This window comes from Rheinheimera sp. UJ51, assembly GCF_020819615.1.
Lineage (GTDB): Bacteria > Pseudomonadota > Gammaproteobacteria > Enterobacterales > Alteromonadaceae > Alishewanella > Alishewanella maricola.
This window is the reverse complement of the sequence record NZ_JAJHOG010000013.1, coordinates 65,910-85,070: the sequence shown is the minus strand read 5'-3', so window position 1 is coordinate 85,070 and position 19,161 is coordinate 65,910. Positions and strand designations below refer to the sequence as shown.

Here is a 19,161-nt window from a genome sequence, read left to right as displayed (position 1 = left end):
TCCAACGCCAATACTGATAAATTGAGCATCAGAGCGAATCTTACGACCCAAGGGTCTGTACATGAGCTTACAAGGCTACAAGCTTATTCTAATGCTTCGTATGGCTGACAGACCAGCAAATCCATTTACACTCATAACTATAAAGTTAAAAAATCTCAACATCATCACTCTTTAGCAATTTTCTTTTCCTTCTTGGTTTTGCATTGCATTAACTCCAACGCCCGGTTTTTCCGCTGCTCTTCCTTGTATAGCGCAGCATAATAGGTTGCAAGTAGCGTCATGCCGATTGCCATGCAAAAAGCAAAGAATACAATAATTATTGAGATGGTTGTCATGGTCATAAAGCCTCCAAATGTGTTTTGAATTTAACTGACGAATTGAGTTTTAAGCATGTTGCCATGCTTTAGCATTCACGCCACAAATCAGAATTGGCATTTGCGGCATGAATAAAGAGGGCTTTAAGCAATGTACCTGCGGAGCATTTAAGCCTGTTTCGCCAACTGAGAGCTCACTGGTCGGTAAGCTGCAGTGTCGGTGCCAAATAAGTTTCCGCTTTATAACCATAACGTGCACTTGGGCTACTGCATCTCCAGATATGGCGCAGTAAGATAGCTCCTGATGGGTCTTCTGCATCTAACCAGCGAAGCGCAGCGGCACAAATTTCCAGCGTCAGTTCATCATGGTCTACTAACTTACCCAGTGATGTACGCCGCATGGTCTGGGTTGCGGGTGGCGACAATCTCTGATTTTGAGAACAAGCCTGAATCCTGCAAGTTAGCCACATTTTTCAAAATCCTTGCATCGTTGCAGCTACAGCTGGATATCTCCCCCCGTGGCGATAAATCCGCAGACCCAGACCAAAGTACATGGCAGGAAGGCTGGTAAATGGACACGCTTGATATTCATATGAATGGGATCAGGGTTGGTGAATACCTGCGCGATAGACGGGGTGAGAATAGTTTCACTTACGATACTGATTGGCTGAGATCGCCAGGACGTCGAAGCTTATCGCTTCCCTTAACGCTTCGACCAGAAAGTTATATTGGGCCGCAAGTCTATAACTTTTTTGACCACTGACTGTCCGACTCTAGCGAAATTTGCGAGCATGACTGCATTTAAGCAAGACCCAAGTTGCTACTCAATCTATTACAGGCTTCCGCATGTTTAATGGCGGACATTTTCGATAAGTTATGCATTTTCCACCGAACGGCTGGCAATTGATCAATTCCTTCAATACCCAGCAGGCTCCAGTCAGGTTGCAGTCTTTTGGACGACAGCAAAAACTGTCTCTCCTGCAGCGTCAACAAGGAATGGTTGTTATCAACCAACTGAACACGGGCACTTTCCAATTCGGCTCGCGAAACCTCTTGTTCAGACATTGTTTTAAACTCACCGTCGTAAAGCCCGGAAATGTCCTTAAAATTAGGACGAAGTATTTCAGCAATCGGACGAGGATGGCTAATCATGTATACCAGCAGGGCTTTGCGAAGCGGCTCATCTATACCCTCGTTATCCAGCAACTGTTTCACATCAAATAGATCTCGGGGATGTTGGCGATCCAGCGCCGCGCAAATTTTTCCCGCGTATAAGTCAGCAAAACTGACAACCGCCATCTCTGCGTAACCAAATTCAGCTTCGACAGCTTCGCTAACAGAATGGATCTTCGGCTCATAGACCGTACCACGCAGTACAGGTGACAACTCAATTTTAATCTGGATACCATTGCGCTCAACCAACAAACGCAATGCATCTGCTTTTTCCTGAAAAGCACGTACAACTCGCACTGGGAGTGTGGTCTCAATGCTCGATGCCAAGGTATTCAAATTGGTTTTAATCGAGGTTAAGGCGTCATCTCTTTCCATCATGGGTAAGAACACCAAATCAATATCAACCGATAACCGTGGAAAATCACGGATAAATAAATTTAGAGCGGTACCGCCTTTTAACGCAAAACAGTCATACTTGGCGACATAAGGGATGATTTACAACAAAAGCTGGACTTGTCGGTAATAAATGCTTTGCCTATCCATAGTTTTACATCTCCTTAGGCACAGTTATCTGCCAAGTTGACTCGTACCTACCGCCTTTTGCAATCATGCGTTTGCCTGTACCTAGTGCATAATTATCACTACTAAGATGTTTCAGCCAAGCATGCTGGTGCCGGTGAGCAAGCCAAAAGAACAGTCGTTTTACTTTAACGTTTATACAAACCCTTAACAGCTTATCCAATTTACGCGGCGACAAATTGTGCATCCCCTGCATCAGTTGATCGACATGTTCAAAACTTATTACATCAGGTACCTGTAGTAATAACTCCAAAATGGCTTTTTCAGGACAAGAATAATAAAGAGCCGGTAAAGATGCTTGCCAGCTATGCTCTCTTATAAAATAGCTATCCGACATGACATTTTCAGCCCAAAGCCTGCGAGTACCCTGCCATTCAAATGCAGCTGATACTGCAATTCTATTCAGCCACCTTGGTAGTGCTTTTTCACTACATAACGATATACGAGGCGACGTTGAACCAGCCAAATAATGCGCTACGCCTTCCAGTTCAAGCGCTGACAAAGCACCGACATGGACGGGGGTGTCTGTCATTCGCTGCAAGGATGCCACAACGCCCTGCCAACTGACGATCCCTTCCCGCAAATAAACACCTGGAGTCAGCGGTGTTAAAGTACTACTGCGAACCGCATTATCCAGAAAATGTAGGTTAAAGCCCTGCGCTTCCAGCCAGGGTTTTGTGGCTAGCATTCCTACCGGCAATAATGCTTTCAGTTGCCTTCTCGCCTCTATATTTAGCATTAGCCACCCAGAGTTTATAAATAAGATGATATACGGCAACTATCACCGTATATTAAAGCATTAGCAAACCAAAATAGTTGGTGCAAGTTTACAAAATTGAAATTAACCGTCAATTATCAATGTATTTATGAAATTTTATAAACTTTAAAAGATAGTGAAGGTATAAGATTTGGAGTCTAAAACTAGCATGTAAAAATATCCGGATTTTCACCTAATCAGCATTTGATGAAATACCAACCTCAAAAATTTATTTACTTAATATATTGCGTATTTCGGGATGATCCGGCCAGTTTGTTCTTCGTTTTACAGACTTACTTTCGATTCATCAGCTCGGGGATATTTACAGAGAATTGAGACATAATTTTCTCAATGATACCTTTCGCGACAGTCTCAATTCCAGGTAAGTGTTTAAGCTCAATAAACTGCTGCACATAGCTCTGTTTGCTTTTAGATAACGTTCCACCATTGCTTAATAGCAACGAAATCAGCACATCGATATTTTTGTTCGATATATCGAAGGTGCTATTGATATGATCTTTCAGGGTATCAAAACAGATAATCAGGCAGACTTCTTCGATGAGCTCTGAAGAAACTGCGGTTTCCATCATGTCGTAGACAAATTTCACATGCTCGGTAAAGTCTGGGTAGCGATACATGTATTCGATGTCATTGTTAATTACGATCTTTGAGTCATCCGAAAAGGAATAATCAAGCATCGATAAAATTGGTCTGGAAATACTCTCCAGAACCTGATCATACTTTTCCGGATTTCTTAAAATTGACGCAGAAACAGGAATAATAAACTTATGTTTCGCTTCACGCTGTTTCATCACGTCATGGATCAGATATCGATGCAATCTGCCATTACCATCAATAAAAGGATGGATATAAACTTCACCAAACGAGATGATGCATGCATGGATCAGGGCAGGCATAGATCTGTCTAACATCAGATTCTCATGCGTAGCTAACAACCCAGCCATCATTCCAGGTACATGTTTAGCCAGTGGGCCTATGTAATGCACATCCTCATCAACGATATTATACCGTTGGATCGTGCTGCCAACATAGATTTCATCCGTTCTGTAATCGTTAGCTCTAACCCGCTCTTCGACAATCTGATTTTGGATATCGATCAGTTTGCCTTTGTTTAACTCAAACAGACCAACATTTTTGACCGCATTCAAAAACCGCTGCATTCTCTGTTTATCAGGGCGCTCATTCTCAATTTCAGTCGATGATTTGGTTTCTTTCGAGTAGAGATAATTTATAGAACGTCCCAAAATATCGGTTGATAATACATCCCCCAACGATTGCATTTTTGTATAGGCAGTTTCATAAACATCTATACCGGCAATTTTCTGAATTTGCTTTGTTTTTCTTACTGTTGGGCAGTAGTCTCTGTTCCCAATAGCATTGTTTATGACACGCATTCTTTTGTGCCGAATGCCGCCTTTTAAAGTATAGTAAAACGCATCATCAAACAGCGTGATGTAGTTCCCACTGGTCAATGCGGGTATGGGGAGTTCTGCATCAGTTAGCCATTCGAACAAAAACCACAACACTCTGTTATATTTTGATTGTGGTGATGCTCGAATGAAATCTGCAAATTCATTTACATCAATGACTTTGAATATTGCAGCAAAAAAATGAAGACGAATACCTTGGTATTTAATTGCAGCGCACATGTGCTCATAGGGTGAGTCGGTAATTTTTCTTGTGGCAGGTATCACTCTTCTTTTAGATGAACCAAAATCTACTATGCTGTCTGCTGACACTGATTTATCAGCAAAGACCTCGACATTCAGCTTCGGAAGCAGTAATTTGTAAAACTGGTTTAGGTAGGTGTACCCTATTGGAGTCATCTGTAAGAATGCCTTGCTAGTTATCATTAAAGATAAAATACTTATATATTTAGAGTAGCACTTACAAACTAACCATTCTACTTACAATCCACTCGTTTTACTTAAAAAACACAGTTTAACTTATACGCTTTCTACAGACAGTAATGCATGACATGATGGAGGAACAGCAGACTATCAAAGCATATTTTACAACCTGAACATACTGACACTACTGTCTATTACTTTACTACTCGAAATGAATGGTTTGTCATGTCGTTGGCCAGAGCTTGCGACCTGTCTGTGCCGGATGTACACCATATTTATCTACCAGCACCGGCTTATATTGTAAAAAATCACACTGAGTTATCACTGATTTCACCAAAAACTTACCACTAGATGCAATCTTTGTGCACCGGAACTTTCACACGAAAGTACCAACAATTAACTAACTTCAGCTATGTGCTGCTTTGAGCGAATTGCGGTCCAAGTCACCAGTTTAACCACCACAGTAAACTTGGTTGCGCTTCCGCGCAACGCTCAGTCCCCTGCGCACCAAAAAAACACCGCCGAAGCGGTGTTTAACAATAAATCCAGGGAAGGAATTAGTTAAAAATTAGCTCTAAACTGAACACCCAGCACACGATCCGCATCTCGTGGCACCTGATAGCGGAAATTGTCACCACTATAGGTGGTAAAGAAATTTTCATCCAATAAGTTTTTACCTATTAGTGTTATACGGTAGGCATCATCATTGAATGAAAAAGCAATACTGACATTTAACAAAGCGTAATCAGGCAACAAAGACGCAGGATTAAACTGACCACTATTATTCGGTAAGTCTGAATACTGCTCGTCGGTATAAACATAACTGGCATTCATGAGCACGTCGATGTCATTCCACTCTGTTATGTAGTCTGCGCTGAAACTGTATTTCAAATCAGGCGAAAACGGCACATCTAAGCCTGAACGATCGGTACATGCTTGCCCATCCGGACAGAAAAATTTATCAATCTCGGCAGCCGTTTTTGACAGTCCAGCTGAAAGCCTGAAGTCTCTCGTTGCCTGCCACGCTACATCTAATTCAAACCCTTCTGTACTCACTTTACCCGCATTTGTTAAACGCGTAATGGTAACACCGGTTGAGTTATCGAAGTTGTTCGCTTGAAAGCCATCGATTACAGAATGGAATAGCGCTGCATTTACCATCCAACTACCTACAGCATATTTATAGCCAATTTCATAGGCATCTGAGGTTTCTTCGTTAATTGGTAAGCGATCGTTGGCGCCCATATTATAAAACACGTTAAAACCTGGGCCTTTATAACCCTGAGTATAAGTACCATATACCATACCCATGTCACCTAGGTCATATTGCGCACCAAGCTTTACCGAGACATTACTAGTACTGGCTTTATTATCAAAGTCACTGTTATCGATAGCAGCTCTTACACCAATACCACGGCGCCCGTAAAAGTCATTACTATAACGGTTATGTGCAAAACTCACGTCGTCATCTGTGTAACGTACGCCAAACAACAATCTTAAATCTTCCGTAAGATGATAACGACCATCACCAAATACCGCCCAGTTATTAAATTCAGATCGCATAAATGCTGTTGCACTGACAATATCGTTTGAAGCACAGGTAATACCCTGCTGTGAAATAAAGTCAGCAACCTGCTGCGCAGTTGGATTAACAACACCTAACTGTGTAGACATATAATAACCAATGTCAGTTGATAATTGACCTGCATTATTCTGACAACTGGCTTCGCGCGTAAAACTGCTTTCTGAATCTTGGTTCCATAAGAAAGCGCCGACTTGCCACTCTAAAGCCTGACCTATTGGTGACGCTAAACGAAATTCTTGTGAAAACTGGTTCCAGTTTTGAATTCCAACATCGTGTAACTGGAAAGGTACACCTACCGTTTTAGACGTTTTACCACCAATAGAGGTAAAATCACCTTCACGGTATTCGGTATTGTCCCATGTACGATAAGCGGTAATGGACGTAAACGCATATTCACCTAGCTCATGCTCTAGCTGCACAGAGAAACCTGTTTGTTTGTCATCAGTGCGCGTAGCATAATCATGATCGACAAGGCGCTGTTTCAGGTCTAAATCAGCTTTGCCGTTTACAATCCCATTACTGCTAGGAGCAGCAGCTGAAGCTGGATTCCGGCCACTCGGTAAGCCTTCTACATCGGCACAGCAATCATCATTAGCTTCCGTATTTTCGAAGATGAATAACAAGTTGGTTTTATCCGACAATTCTGCATCTAACATCAGACGCATGCCTTGTTTGTCATAACCATTAACCCATTCATTGTTATACACATTAAAAATGTTGCCATCAAATTCTGATTTCGTTGCAACAAGACTGGCATTCACCCTATCGGTTAATGCACCTTGAACCTTACCCTTTAACCGATATTCATTATCCTGAAATAAGGTGGTTTCAACCATGGCTTCTGTTGCACCGGTAGGACGCTTAGTTGTAATATTAACTACGCCTGCCGACGCGTTTTTTCCGAACAACGTACCTTGAGGTCCACGTAATACTTCAATGCGCTCTAAATCATACAAATCTGTAAATGCCTGACCAGAGCGGCCAAGTACGACACCATCTACTACAGTTGATACACTCGGTTCAGACGCGACGCTAAAAGAAATGGTACCAATACCACGCACCGTAATCGCCGAATTCCCAGATGTTGAACCTTTCCGAAAGCTTACTGCTGGCACCATCATTTGCATGCCTTCCAAACCACCGGAAAAAGTATTATTTATTTGTTCGCTGTTTAATACAGATACGGCAACCGGTATTTCGGACAAACGCTCAGTACGTTTTTGAGATGTAACGGTAATAACCTCAATCTCCGTCTGCTCAACACTTTCTTTCTGTTCCGCCTGTTCCGCCAGCGCCGATTGATGCGCCAAAGTCAGTACCGCAGTTAAAGCCAGATACAACTTACTTTTATTTAAGTTCATTTGCTTCTACCTCGTTAAACTTCTCTATTTTTGTTTTTGTTTGCCACTCTTAGTTGGCTTTGCGCGAGAATAACGATAAACATAAGTTATCGGAAACTGCTTTCTTAACGCTTGCTGCCTGTTACGCTAGCTTTTGGTAGCTTAAAAAAAGCACGTAGCCAACGCAGAACTGAGTAGATTAAATTTGGAACACATACATCTTATATAAGATATAAAATAAAATGCCAGCTTTTTTTAACTTTTAATCACTCAAAATGACTTTTCAGCAAAAAATCAGCCTGCATTGAAGAAGGCACACTACCCCAATGCTACCGAAGAGAGGTGTTTACGATTCCAGCGTTGTATTGACAGATAGCACAGGCTGAGATTCAGCGTCATAACCACGGCACTTAGCCAATAAAAATGCGTTAAATCACCACTAACCACGCCGAAATCAGAGAAAAATAGGTAACTAATCACTATTAGCGCAACCATGTTAATAGATACTGGGTGCGCATAACGCCACGGCACCATGCTGACAGCATGTTTATCCTCGTAGCTGTAAGCGGTTTCCATTGGCTGGTAGTACCCAAATAGCAACATGATCGCAACCTCAACAACAAACAAAATGGCGTACATGTGAATAAAATGAATATCAACATCCAGTACAAATTTAAGCAGGCCATAAGTAACAACGTGAAACAGAATCACCGTTTTGGCCGCTATAGCCGGTACCCTTCGGGTGAATAAACCAATAATCACTATGGTAATAACAGGAATATTGTAAAAACCAGTGAACACCCGGATAATCTGCCACAAACCCTCTTGAGCAAACATGAGTAACGGCGCGACGAAAAAGGAGAACAGCGCAATAATAAGGCTGGCAATTTTAGCGACAAAAATAAGTTGCTTGTCACTGACTTTATCTTTTTTCAGCGGTGCATAAACATCTAAGCAAAATAATGTTGCAGCGCTGTTGAGTAATGAATTAAACGAACTGAAAACTGTGCCAAGCAACACTGCGAGGAAAAAGCCTGCCATATATATGGGCAGCACATCTTTGACTAAGCGGGGATATGCCGCGTCGATTGTCTCTAGGTGGCTCTGCTGGTAAAGGTGAAAAGCAATTACGCCAGGCATCATCATCATAAATGGCACCAACAGCTTAAAATAGCCAGATAACAGCACGCCTTTTTGACCCTCAGCCAGATTTTTAGCACCCAGCGAACGCTGGATAACATACTGATTTGTACACCAATAAAATAAGTTTGCGATAATCATGCCAGTAAATATGGTACCAAAGGGTACCGGATCAGACGCTGCCCCGATGGCGTTTAGCTTATCAGTGTGGGTAGTAAGCACAGTTGCTACACCGCGACTGAAACTGCCGTCACCTAGCATAACGAAGCCAAGCACAGGCACCGTGACACCGATGATCAACAAACCAACACCATTAATAGTATCGGAAACTGCAACGGCTTTAAGGCCACCAAAAATGGCGTAAATCGCGCCAATACTGCCAATTAAAACAATCGTTACTATCAGCGAGGCGGAGTAACTCAGCCCTAATAATTGCGGCACATCAAACAACTTCAGCACAGCTACCGAGCCGGAATACAGTACCGATGGTATGGTGATCAGACCATAACCTATCATAAAAAGTACAACCGTCATCCGGCGAACAGAATCATCAAAGCGCTGTTTTAAAAACTCGGGTAAGGTGGTAAAGGCTCCGGATAAATAGCGTGGTAAAAACACCAGAGCCATTAAAATGGTCGCAATACCTGCCGTAACCTCCCATGCCATAGCACTAAGGTTATAACCAAAGGCTGAACCATTTAAACCGATAAGCTGCTCGGCGGATAAGTTCGTCAACAACATCGAACCTGCAATAAAAGTTCCTGTCAGGCCGCGGCCTGCCAGGAAATATCCCTCTTTTGTCTCAGTTACACCTTTAGTTTTCTGGTACGAAATCCATGCCACCAGCACCATAAAAAAGATACAACTGAGCAGAGTAAATGTAATCTGTTGTGTAGTCATGATTATATTACTCCAGCGGCCAGTATCCACTTATGTCTGAAACCGTGTGACCGGCAGCTTTTAATGCTTCGGTGTGTTCAACATCAAATCCAACCGGTATCTGATCACCCTTACGAATAAATACCGCCTGCTCGTCCAGCGCCAGCGTTAACTGATAAACCTGTCCACCGCTAAATTGTTGTGTTTTTGTAGCCGCCAAATCAAAGCGCAACCACTCTCCTTTGGGTAAATAAAAACTGACGTGGCCACCAGGCTTGATACACGGCACCACTAACAACTTTTCACCAAACATAAACTGGTCTTCAAACGACCATGATTCACGCTGATCAGGAAACGCAAGCACCATCGCACGTTGCAACGGTAAGCCCGTTTGTACTGCTTGTTGCATTGACTGATGAATATAAGGCAGCAACTTATAACGTAAACTTAGCGCTTTACTTGCGGCAGCTGCAGCTTCGTCACCGTAACTCCAAGGTTCTCGCGGCCCTATTCCGTGCAGACGCATATGAGCGGAAAAAACCGCCGACTGATTCCAGCGAACAAACAATTCGGCATCCCGCGTATCTTTGTAAAAACCACCTACATCTGTTGCATAAAATGGTGCGCCAGTAAGCCCCCATGACATACCGCCACGCAAACTGCCAGCCAGACCTCCCCAATCAGCCTGTGGATCTCCACCCCATTGTGACGGATAACACTGCGAGCCTATCCAAGCGGAACGGCTAAATAAAAATGGGCCTGTTTTACAGTATTTTGCCGCAGCCTCGTAAACACAGCGGTTATAAAGCAACGTGTAAACATTATGAAGCGCCATACCACTTTCGCCGTTGGCAGCCAGCATATTGTTATCTTCAATTTGCTCACCGAAATCTGCCTTAATCATATCCACTCCCATGTCAAACAAAGGCTTGTGGCTATCGCGCCAGAATGCGTAAGCTTCAGGGTGAGTAAAATCCAAAATACCGGATTTAGGTAGCGGCGTCAGAACTTCACCAAAGGCACTCATGTCCCAATCGTAAAGGTAGGCTTCATTGGTACGCTTATCTTTAATTAGCCACCCTTTTTCAGCTAAGACATGAAACAAAGGGTTCTTGACTGAAATCAGCGGATATTCCCAAACACAAACTTTAAAATCCATGGCTTTCAACTGGTCAATCACGCCCTTTGGATCTTTATACCGCTTGCTATCCCACTCAAAAGCAAACCGGGTATCCGTATCCTGCCAGGCGCGACCATCGAGCGTGATCACATCACATGGCATTTTGTGCTGTCGAACCGCTTTGGCAGTAGCAAGTAATTCGTCAACGTCTTTGTAATATGCTTTAGATAGAATGACGCCCAAACTCCAATCAGGCGGCATAGGTGCTTTACCTGTTAATTCAGTGTATTGATTGATTTGAGCACTGCCACTCTGTGCTGTCGTGATAAAAATATCTAACGCACTGTCTTCAATAAAAATCCCATAACCACGTTGAGACCAAGGGGCATAGCCTACAGCGTGTGTTACTGGTGCCGGAGTGTGTACTATTACTCCCCAACCATCTGGACTCCAAGCGAACGGGGCATTTTTATACGAAATTTCAGCATTAACGCCTAAAGCATCATGATTAAAAGACCGCACCAACTGGCCACGCTTATCCAACTTGCCCCACTTTTCACCCAAACCGTATACGGGTTCTGAACTGCCAAGTTCAAGTGTAATAAACCAGCCATTGTCTACACGAGCCAGCGGTGGCATTCGATAACGTCTCACGAAATGTCCATCGGTCGCTGTTTGTTGCACAACCCTTTCCCCCTGCCGCATTACAAAGGCAAATGGCGATCGGCTAAACTCAACAATTATGTCCTTAGCGCTTACCACTATTTGCTCAGCGTTTTGTTCAACACTGAGCGCAAAATTCATTGGCTCCTGCTTTATCATCTGGTAATCGTAATTTAAGCGATGCCCCATTTTAATTCGCAGGCCAAACTGACTAACCGACAAAGCCATTTCACCTACACTGGTTGGAATGATCACTACATCAGCGATTAAACGCGCATCACCAGTAATATTTACTGCAGCAATATCGTTCCACTGCGGTACATTCACACTAAAATTTGACATCTTACCCCCAGAGATTGGCAACATTAATTGTTATTATTTTCATACTTTTACTACAATATCAGCAGTAATCTGAATGGTAGTAAACATTAAAGCCCAGGTCTTATATAAGATAACAAATTACATAAGTAAAAATATTTGTCAAATTTAATTTTTAACGTGATATCCGCACTCATCATTGAGTATGCCTAGCTGTTGTAATGGCAAAAGGGATGAAAAATTGAGCCTTTATTCGTTTTGGCTTTTGTTTATAATGGATTATGATACGCTTTGTCTTATATGAGATAGAGACATTCCTCTTTAACTGGGAGTACTATGGCTGGAACAGAGTTTGGCAGTAAACTGGGCACTTCAGGTTTAGCCTTTTTACCGTTGTATAAACAGGTTGAAAAGCATGTAACTCAGCTCATTGTTGAACAACGCTGGAAACCGGGTGATATGCTGCCGAGTGAATTTCAGCTGGCCAGCGAATTCGGCGTCAGTCAGGGCACAGTCCGAAAAGCTCTTAATACCCTTACCGACGCAAAAATTTTAACGCGCAAACAAGGCTTGGGGACTTTTGTCTCTAAACATACCGGCACACCTGCGCTATACCGTTTTTTTCCGTTAGTAGCAGATGGTGGTACGCCAGAATTGCCAATGTCGGAAGTGTTATCTCTAACCATCGAGCACTGCAGCAAGGCTGTCGCGCAAGAGCTCAATATAAAACCCAAAGCAAAAGTGGTATTACTGAAAAGACGTCGTAGTATTAATGGTGAATACTGTTTATTAGAAGATATTTACTTGCCATACAGTGCGTTTAAAGGGATAGAAAAAGAACCCGAGATACCGCACACGCTTTATCATTTTTATCAAACTAATTTTAATTTGACGGTTCATAAAACTGAAGACAAAATCAAAGCAGTCGTTGCCGACTCAAGCGATGCCAGCTTGTTACAGATAAAACAAGGTGAGCCACTCTTAAGTTTTACCCGTCTAACCCGCTCATTGACCGATGACATTATCGAATTTCGTATAACACGCTGCCGCTCTGACCATTATCACTATTTGGTGAATTCTGATTAATATCATTACTCACCAAACAAGTCATACCTATCTTATGAGCGCCAACCGGCGCTTTTTTATTACCTCAATACCTTTAAAAACCAGAAACTGAAACATTGCGTTTATTTATCATTAAGCCATTGACAAGTAATTTTATGCTCTGTAATCTTGGTCTTATATAAGATATAACACATCAAACTAATGAAGAGTAAATCATGTCGATATCTAACATGCCCCTAGTCGGTTTAGGTTTATGGAAAATTGCGAAAGAAGATTGTGCCAAAACGGTTTATGATGCGATTGCCGCTGGCTATCGCCACTTAGATAGTGCTTGCGATTACGGCAACGAAGTTCAAGTTGGCCTAGGGATCAAACAGGCAATAGACGATGGCCTTTGCCATCGTGAAGATCTGTGGATTACTTCCAAGTTATGGAATACTTATCATGCGCCGGAAAATGTGCAACCCGCACTGGAAAAATCGTTAAAAGATCTGGGATTAGACTACTTAGATTTATACCTAATCCACTTTCCAATCGCACAAGCCTTTGTCCCATTCGAGCTGCGTTACCCCCCAGAATGGTTCTTTGATCCTCAAGTTGAAAAGCCTACGATGAAACTGGCTAAGGTACCTTTGTACCAAACCTGGGCCGCTATGGAAAATTTGGTTGAACAAGGTTTGGTTAAACACATTGGTGTGTGTAATTACAATTCTGCGTTAATCCATGATTTGATGACTTATGCCATCATACCGCCAGCTGTACTGCAAATTGAATCGCATCCATACAATACACAAGAAAAACTGATCGCTACATGTAACGCTTACGGTATTAAAGTAACCGCGTTTTCTCCACTAGGAGCGCTGTCTTACCTTGAGTTAGACATGGCCAAGCAAGAAGACGCGGTGATCCATCAAGACGTTGTTCTAGCCGCAGCAAAACGTCTACAAAAAACACCTGCTCAGATTGTGCTGCGCTGGAACATTCAGCGTGGCTGCGCAATCATTCCTAAAAGCACCAAATTAGCTAGATTAAAAGAAAACATTGCGTTATTTGATTTCGAATTAAATCTTGAAGAAATGACCGCAATCAGTGCTCTTAATCGCAATAAAAGATTTAACGATCCAGGCGAGTTTTGCCAAGCCGCATTTAACACCTTTCACGCTATATATGACTAGGAGCGTAATCATGAATTTTTCTGAGTTATCAGGCCAATTTAATGCAGGGAAACAAGATGTATTCCCTGCGGTAGTGCTAAACAGCGACGGACTAACCACCATCGCAGAATCCCAAGCATGGGTGAAACAGCACCAAGCAGAACTTGAACAGCAATTAGCGCTGTCTGGTACCATTTTGTTCCGGGGCTTCCCGATTGCAAGTGCAGAAGACTTCGACCAATTTACCGCCAGTTTTGGCTACCCCAATTTTCTTTATAAAGATTCGTTATCAAACGCGGTGCGGATAAATTTCACCGAGCGCGTATTTACTGCAAACGAAGCACCAAAAGAAGTTGAAATATACCTTCATAATGAAATGGCACAAACGCCGATTTATCCAGATAAAATTTTCTTTTCATGTCTGGCACCAGCGGATAAAGGTGGTTACAGCCCGATTTTGCGAGGTGACTTATTATTTAATGCGCTAGCGAAAAGTAATTCTGAATCCGCATCAGCTTTTGCAGAAAAAGGTGTGAAATACACCACCATTATGCCAAGTGAGAACGACCCAGCATCCGGCCAGGGCCGCAGCTGGAAAAGTACACTAAACGTTACCAGTCTTGAGCAAGCCGAGCAAAAGCTTGCTCGTTTAGGTTATAGCTGGCAATGGCTTGAGGATGGTAGCTTAAAAGCTACAACAGCTGCCTTACCGGCCGTGCGCACCCTTGACTGTGGCCGTAAGGTTTTTTTCAATCAGCTTATTGCTGCTTATATGGGATGGCGAGGTGTAAGAGAACATCATCAAGATACGTTGTGTTTCGGAGACGATTCAGCCATTCCTAAACAATGGCTTGAAGAGATAGTCGCCTTATCGAATGACTATATCTTTGATGTGCCATGGCAGGCCGGTGATGTTGCGTTGGTCGATAATAACTTGGCGATGCATGGACGCCGTCCATATTCGGGCGATCGCAAACGTCAGGTACTGGTTGCACTGGGCGCTGCTAAGACGAATGCTTAACGTAGGGACAAGGTGTGACTACCAAGTATCAAAAAACAAAGCTTAATATGCCGGGTATCATGGTAGCAACTATCGTTGGTTTAGCCGCACTGTTTTTGTCTGAACATTATGGTGCTCCTGCGATGCTGTTTGCCCTGTTACTTGGTATAGCATTATCGTTTCTGCACCAGGAAACCAACTGTAAAAGTGGGATCGAGTTTACCGCCTCAACGGTACTGCGTATTGGCGTTGCATTACTTGGTTTTCGTATCGCTTTTAGCGATCTGGTTTCTCTGGGCTGGTCTACCGCTTTAATACTGATCAGCGCCATCCTTTCAACTATTTTGGTGGGCGTTATATTAAGCAAATTGCTTGGTTTAAACCAACGTTTTGGCGCACTTACCGGCGGCGCAGTTGCAATCTGCGGTGCTTCAGCTGCTATGGCAATTTCGTCGGTAATGCCAAACACCGAAGATAAAGAACGCGACACCTTGTTAACCATTATTGGCGTCACCTCGCTATCGACACTGGCGATGATTACTTATCCTATAATCGCAAACACCCTGTCACTGTCTGAGTATCAAACCAGTATTTTTCTTGGTGGAACTATTCATGATGTCGCACAAGTAGTAGGTGCAGGTTATTCAGTATCAGATCAAACCGGAGACTTAGCAACACTGGTTAAACTGGTTAGAGTAAGCTTTTTAATGCCGGTAGTACTCATGTTTTTAATGATTATTAACGCTAGATCCAAGTTGAATAACGCTGGTACTACCCCTCCAGGCTTCCCCATGTTTTTGATCGCTTTTATTGTGATTATGGCGCTTAACTCTTTGTTCACTTTACCAGAGACGATTACAGAAACCGCTACTACGGTAAGCCGCTTTGCATTATTGATCGCGATTGCCGCTATTGGCATGAAGTCTAATCTAGCTAAACTTGCCAACGTTGGTTTCAGACCTATAGTGCTAATGGTTCTGGAAACCTTATGGATTGCGCTGTTTATTTTAGTTGCACTGCTATTAATTTAAAAGGAAGCCAGAAAATGACATTATCTCTTAGCAGTCAGCATTACGATATAATCATAGTTGGTGGTGGCGTTAACGGCACAGGCATAGCTGCAGATGCAGCCAGCCGCGGACTAAAGGTATTGTTGTGTGAGCAGAATGATTTGGCTTCAGCAACATCATCAAAATCCAGTAAGCTAATCCACGGCGGCTTGCGCTATTTAGAACATTACGAATTTTCCTTAGTGCGCAAAGCGTTGTCTGAGCGTGAAGTGCTGCTTAAAAAGGCTCCACACATTATACATCCGCTAAAGTTTATCATGCCTCACCAGGCACATTTACGGCCGGCTTGGATAATTCGATTAGGCTTATTTTTGTATGATAATTTAGCCAAAAGAACAACTTTATCGGCATCTTCCGGTGTCCGCTTTGATCAGTTATCGCCACTAAAACCAGATATTACCAAAGGCTTTACTTACGCTGACTGCTGGGTTGATGACTCCCGGTTAACCATACTAAATGCTGTGGCGGCAAAACAAGACGGTGCCACTGTACTTAATTACTGTAAGTGTACCCATGTCTGCCAACAGCAGGATAAATGGCAGTTGACGCTTACACCTGTAACGGGTAAGAGCTTTACAGTAACAGCAAACGCTCTTGTTAATGCTGCTGGCCCATGGGTTAGTTCATTATTTAGTAGCATTGATAATTATCAGGCACCGCAACAAATTCGCTTGGTTAAAGGTAGCCATATCGTTGTACCTAAGATCCACGCTGGCGATGATGCATATATTTTACAAAATCCGGATGGACGCATCGTCTTTGTTTTACCCTACGAACAAAAGTACTCACTGATTGGTACCACTGATGTTGACTATTTCGGCGCACCAAACGATGCCAGTATCAGCCAACAGGAAATTGATTACTTAATCGCAATTAGTAATAGGTACTTTAAGCATCAAATCAGCGAAAATGATATTGTAAGTACCTATGCAGGTGTACGACCGTTGCTGAATGATGAGTCAGTCGACGCGCAAAAAGTAACAAGAGACTACACGCTTGAGCAAAATTGGCAGCATCCTACCTTACCGCTCATTTCAGCCTTCGGGGGCAAAATTACTACCTATCGCAAACTTGCTGAGGCGGTGGTAGATGCGTTGCAACCAAGATTTCCCGGCATGGGCGCCTGTGCGACAAAACACCAACCATTACCAGGGGGCGACTTTGTCAGCCGTGCTGACTTATTGAAGCAGCTGCAAATTAAATACAGTTTTGTTCAGCTGTCAGTGCTCAAACGATACGTTAGCACTTACGGCACATGTAGTTATCTGTTTTTAGCGGATTGCAACAAACTTGAAGACTTAGGGCAAGACTTCGGTCACGGGCTATATCAACGTGAAGTCGACTATTTATCGCAGCATGAATGGGCAACCAGTGCTGACGATATCCTGTGGCGCCGCACTAAGCTGGGTTTAACGCTTACCCCAACTCAGAAAAACGTTCTAGACAGCTATATGTCAGGCAATAACAAAATTGCAAAGGTAGCCGAAATGGTGGGTAGCCTATGAACAAGTTTTTACTGTCAATCGACCAAGGTACAACCAGCTCACGCGCTATTATTTTTAATCATCAAGGCGAGCATGTGCATTCAGTCATGCAGGAGTTCCCGCAGTTTTACCCCGAAAACGGCTGGGTAGAACATCAACCTCAGGACATTCTGCAATCAGTATTACATACTTGCCAGCAAGTGTTGAAAGACTCTGGTATTAGCGCAAGCCAAATCGCAGCAATAGGAATATGTAATCAGCGGGAAACTACCCTGATATGGGATAGGCAAACCGGTAAGCCCATCTACAATGCCATAGTCTGGCAAGATCGTCGCACCGCTGCGTATTGTCAGCAGTTAAAAGATCAGGGACTCGCCGAAAGTATTGCCGAAAAAACCGGTTTGCTGCTCGATCCCTACTTTTCCGCTACCAAAATTCGGTGGATCCTCGATAACGTTGATGGCGCCAGAAATGCAGCAGAAAAGGGCCAGCTTGCCTTTGGAACCGTTGATAGTTATTTGCTTTGGCATCTTACTGACGGCAAGTCACACTATACTGATGCCACCAACGCAAGCCGAACCCTAATCTATAATATTCATCAACACTGCTGGGATAAGGAGTTATTGGCACTATTTAATATTCCTGCCAGTATGCTACCCAGCGTTAAGAATAGCGCCGATGATTTTGGCTACTGTTCATTATTTGGAGCGACTATTGCTATTGGTGGTATTGCAGGCGATCAACAAGCCGCACTGATAGGTCAAGGTTGTTTCACACCGGGTATGGCAAAAAGCACTTATGGCACTGGCTGCTTTTTAATGGTGAATACTGGTGAAAATGCGTTACGTTCAAAAAATAAATTATTAACCACCATAGCATATCAGCTAAATGGAAAAGTGAGTTATGCACTAGAGGGCAGCATTTTTATAGCTGGCGCTGCTGTACAGTGGCTGCGCGATAATCTGCGCTTTTTTGATAAAGCCTCCGATACCGATGAATTGTTGGCGCATGTCGGGGTTGACCATGGCGTCTATTTTGTTCCAGCCTTTACGGGACTTGGAGCACCGTATTGGGATCCAAACGCGAGGGGAGCCATCATGGGCTTAACACGAGCCTCGGGTATAAATGAAATTGTCAGTGCAGGTATTCAATCTGTCGCTTATCAAACCAAAGATTTACTGCTGGCAATCTCTCAGGATGGCTTCGCCATTCATAGTATGCGTATCGATGGCGGGATGTCCGCTAATAATTGGTTTATGCAGTTTTTAGCCGATATTTTAGCAATAACTATAGAACGCCCGAGGGTAGTTGAGACATCAGCTTTGGGCGTGGCCTACCTTGCAGGGTTGCATTTAGGTATTTTCCGTTCACCAGAGCATATTCAAACGCTTTGGCAACATGAAAGTTTTGCTGCGGCCACTTTAGATCAAACTCAGAGTGAACATTTATATCAGGGTTGGACTCACGCAGTTAATAAGGTGTTACATTCTTCAAAACAAGATTTATTACCTTTAAACCCATGAAATTATAACTTTTATCATTAGAAACAGATGTTGCGCGGCGCACAGCGAACTTCGGACTCTACAAAAGTCGCCACTAGTATCGTCATACTGCGTAATCAATCAAGTGGCAAGTCAGCTATCTTTCGA

15 protein-coding genes are annotated in these 19,161 nt (G+C 43.1%); 7 read left to right on the top strand and 8 right to left on the bottom strand.

Annotated elements, in window-relative coordinates; genetic code table 11:
• Window positions 1-164 precede the first annotated feature (164 nt).
• Together LMJ53_RS14385 and LMJ53_RS14380 are read right to left on the bottom strand one after the other, a co-directional pair.
• Entirely contained in the window at window positions 165-341 is a 177-nt protein-coding gene (locus LMJ53_RS14385) for a hypothetical protein (protein WP_229587798.1), read from the bottom strand.
• A gap of 167 nt (window positions 342-508) precedes the next feature.
• Complete coding sequence (locus LMJ53_RS14380; RefSeq protein ID WP_229587796.1) at window positions 509-715, bottom strand: hypothetical protein; 207 nt, start codon at window positions 713-715, stop codon at window positions 509-511.
• 170 nt (window positions 716-885) lie between these two features.
• Between LMJ53_RS14380 and LMJ53_RS17160 the strand changes: the two genes are divergently transcribed.
• Window positions 886-1,077, top strand: a complete 192-nt coding sequence (locus tag LMJ53_RS17160) for a HipA N-terminal domain-containing protein (RefSeq protein ID WP_420778860.1) — start codon at window positions 886-888, stop codon at window positions 1,075-1,077.
• Between the two features lie 38 nt (window positions 1,078-1,115).
• On the opposite strand, the gene LMJ53_RS14375 is transcribed toward LMJ53_RS17160, so the two are convergent.
• The 6 genes from LMJ53_RS14375 to LMJ53_RS14350 all read right to left on the bottom strand — a co-directional run bounded on the left by LMJ53_RS14375 (window position 1,116) and on the right by LMJ53_RS14350 (window position 11,763).
• A complete protein-coding gene (locus LMJ53_RS14375; protein ID WP_324295615.1) occupies window positions 1,116-1,979 on the bottom strand; it encodes a nucleotidyl transferase AbiEii/AbiGii toxin family protein in 864 nt (287 codons plus the stop codon).
• 55 nt (window positions 1,980-2,034) lie between these two features.
• Window positions 2,035-2,805 (bottom strand): type IV toxin-antitoxin system AbiEi family antitoxin domain-containing protein, encoded by a 771-nt coding sequence (locus LMJ53_RS14370; RefSeq protein WP_229587794.1) that lies wholly within the window; start codon window positions 2,803-2,805, stop codon window positions 2,035-2,037.
• 311 nt (window positions 2,806-3,116) lie between these two features.
• Window positions 3,117-4,670 carry a Fic family protein gene (locus LMJ53_RS14365; protein ID WP_229587792.1) on the bottom strand — a complete coding sequence of 518 codons (1,554 nt, stop codon included), beginning with the start codon at window positions 4,668-4,670 and terminating at the stop codon, window positions 3,117-3,119.
• Between the two features lie 585 nt (window positions 4,671-5,255).
• Window positions 5,256-7,640: a TonB-dependent receptor gene (locus LMJ53_RS14360; protein WP_229587790.1), complete on the bottom strand. Its 2,385-nt coding sequence runs from the start codon at window positions 7,638-7,640 to the stop codon at window positions 5,256-5,258.
• A 297-nt stretch (window positions 7,641-7,937) separates the two neighbouring features.
• On the bottom strand, window positions 7,938-9,659 hold the full coding sequence (locus tag LMJ53_RS14355) for a solute:sodium symporter family transporter (RefSeq protein ID WP_229587788.1): 1,722 nt from the start codon (window positions 9,657-9,659) through the stop codon (window positions 7,938-7,940).
• Between the two features lie 7 nt (window positions 9,660-9,666).
• Window positions 9,667-11,763, bottom strand: coding sequence for an alpha-xylosidase (locus LMJ53_RS14350; RefSeq protein ID WP_229587786.1), 2,097 nt, complete (start codon window positions 11,761-11,763; stop codon window positions 9,667-9,669).
• A 312-nt stretch (window positions 11,764-12,075) separates the two neighbouring features.
• On the opposite strand from LMJ53_RS14350, the gene LMJ53_RS14345 reads away from it, so the two are divergent.
• The 6 genes from LMJ53_RS14345 to glpK all read left to right on the top strand — a co-directional run bounded on the left by LMJ53_RS14345 (window position 12,076) and on the right by glpK (window position 19,035).
• On the top strand, window positions 12,076-12,825 hold the full coding sequence (locus LMJ53_RS14345) for a GntR family transcriptional regulator (RefSeq protein WP_229587784.1): 750 nt from the start codon (window positions 12,076-12,078) through the stop codon (window positions 12,823-12,825).
• A gap of 194 nt (window positions 12,826-13,019) precedes the next feature.
• Entirely contained in the window at window positions 13,020-13,979 is a 960-nt protein-coding gene (locus LMJ53_RS14340; RefSeq protein WP_229587783.1) for an aldo/keto reductase, read from the top strand.
• A 10-nt stretch (window positions 13,980-13,989) separates the two neighbouring features.
• A complete protein-coding gene (locus tag LMJ53_RS14335) occupies window positions 13,990-14,979 on the top strand; it encodes a TauD/TfdA family dioxygenase (RefSeq protein WP_229587781.1) in 990 nt (329 codons plus the stop codon).
• A 47-nt stretch (window positions 14,980-15,026) separates the two neighbouring features.
• Window positions 15,027-15,989, top strand: coding sequence for a YeiH family protein (locus LMJ53_RS14330; RefSeq protein WP_324295614.1), 963 nt, complete (start codon window positions 15,027-15,029; stop codon window positions 15,987-15,989).
• A 14-nt stretch (window positions 15,990-16,003) separates the two neighbouring features.
• On the top strand, window positions 16,004-17,533 hold the full coding sequence (glpD, locus tag LMJ53_RS14325) for a glycerol-3-phosphate dehydrogenase (RefSeq protein WP_229587777.1): 1,530 nt from the start codon (window positions 16,004-16,006) through the stop codon (window positions 17,531-17,533).
• A complete protein-coding gene (glpK, locus tag LMJ53_RS14320; RefSeq protein WP_229587775.1) occupies window positions 17,530-19,035 on the top strand; it encodes a glycerol kinase GlpK in 1,506 nt (501 codons plus the stop codon). Before glpD ends, glpK begins: the two co-directional genes overlap by 4 nt.
• Window positions 19,036-19,161 lie beyond the last annotated feature (126 nt).

Bases quoted from the DNA above. Each gene is read 5' to 3' on its own strand.
- LMJ53_RS14365 (WP_229587792.1), bottom strand. From the start codon at position 4,670: ATGACTCCAATAGGGTACACCTACCTAAACCAGTTTTACAAATTACTG.
- LMJ53_RS14340 (WP_229587783.1), top strand. From the start codon at position 13,020: ATGTCGATATCTAACATGCCCCTAGTCGGTTTAGGTTTATGGAAAATT.
- glpD (WP_229587777.1), top strand. From the start codon at position 16,004: ATGACATTATCTCTTAGCAGTCAGCATTACGATATAATCATAGTTGGT.
- LMJ53_RS14330 (WP_324295614.1), top strand. From the start codon at position 15,027: ATGCCGGGTATCATGGTAGCAACTATCGTTGGTTTAGCCGCACTGTTT.
- glpK (WP_229587775.1), top strand. From the start codon at position 17,530: ATGAACAAGTTTTTACTGTCAATCGACCAAGGTACAACCAGCTCACGC.
- LMJ53_RS14345 (WP_229587784.1), top strand. From the start codon at position 12,076: ATGGCTGGAACAGAGTTTGGCAGTAAACTGGGCACTTCAGGTTTAGCC.
- LMJ53_RS17160 (WP_420778860.1), top strand. From the start codon at position 886: ATGGACACGCTTGATATTCATATGAATGGGATCAGGGTTGGTGAATAC.
- LMJ53_RS14370 (WP_229587794.1), bottom strand. From the start codon at position 2,805: ATGCTAAATATAGAGGCGAGAAGGCAACTGAAAGCATTATTGCCGGTA.
- LMJ53_RS14335 (WP_229587781.1), top strand. From the start codon at position 13,990: ATGAATTTTTCTGAGTTATCAGGCCAATTTAATGCAGGGAAACAAGAT.
- LMJ53_RS14355 (WP_229587788.1), bottom strand. From the start codon at position 9,659: ATGACTACACAACAGATTACATTTACTCTGCTCAGTTGTATCTTTTTT.
- LMJ53_RS14350 (WP_229587786.1), bottom strand. From the start codon at position 11,763: ATGTCAAATTTTAGTGTGAATGTACCGCAGTGGAACGATATTGCTGCA.
- LMJ53_RS14360 (WP_229587790.1), bottom strand. From the start codon at position 7,640: ATGAACTTAAATAAAAGTAAGTTGTATCTGGCTTTAACTGCGGTACTG.
- LMJ53_RS14385 (WP_229587798.1), bottom strand. From the start codon at position 341: ATGACCATGACAACCATCTCAATAATTATTGTATTCTTTGCTTTTTGC.
- LMJ53_RS14380 (WP_229587796.1), bottom strand. From the start codon at position 715: ATGCGGCGTACATCACTGGGTAAGTTAGTAGACCATGATGAACTGACG.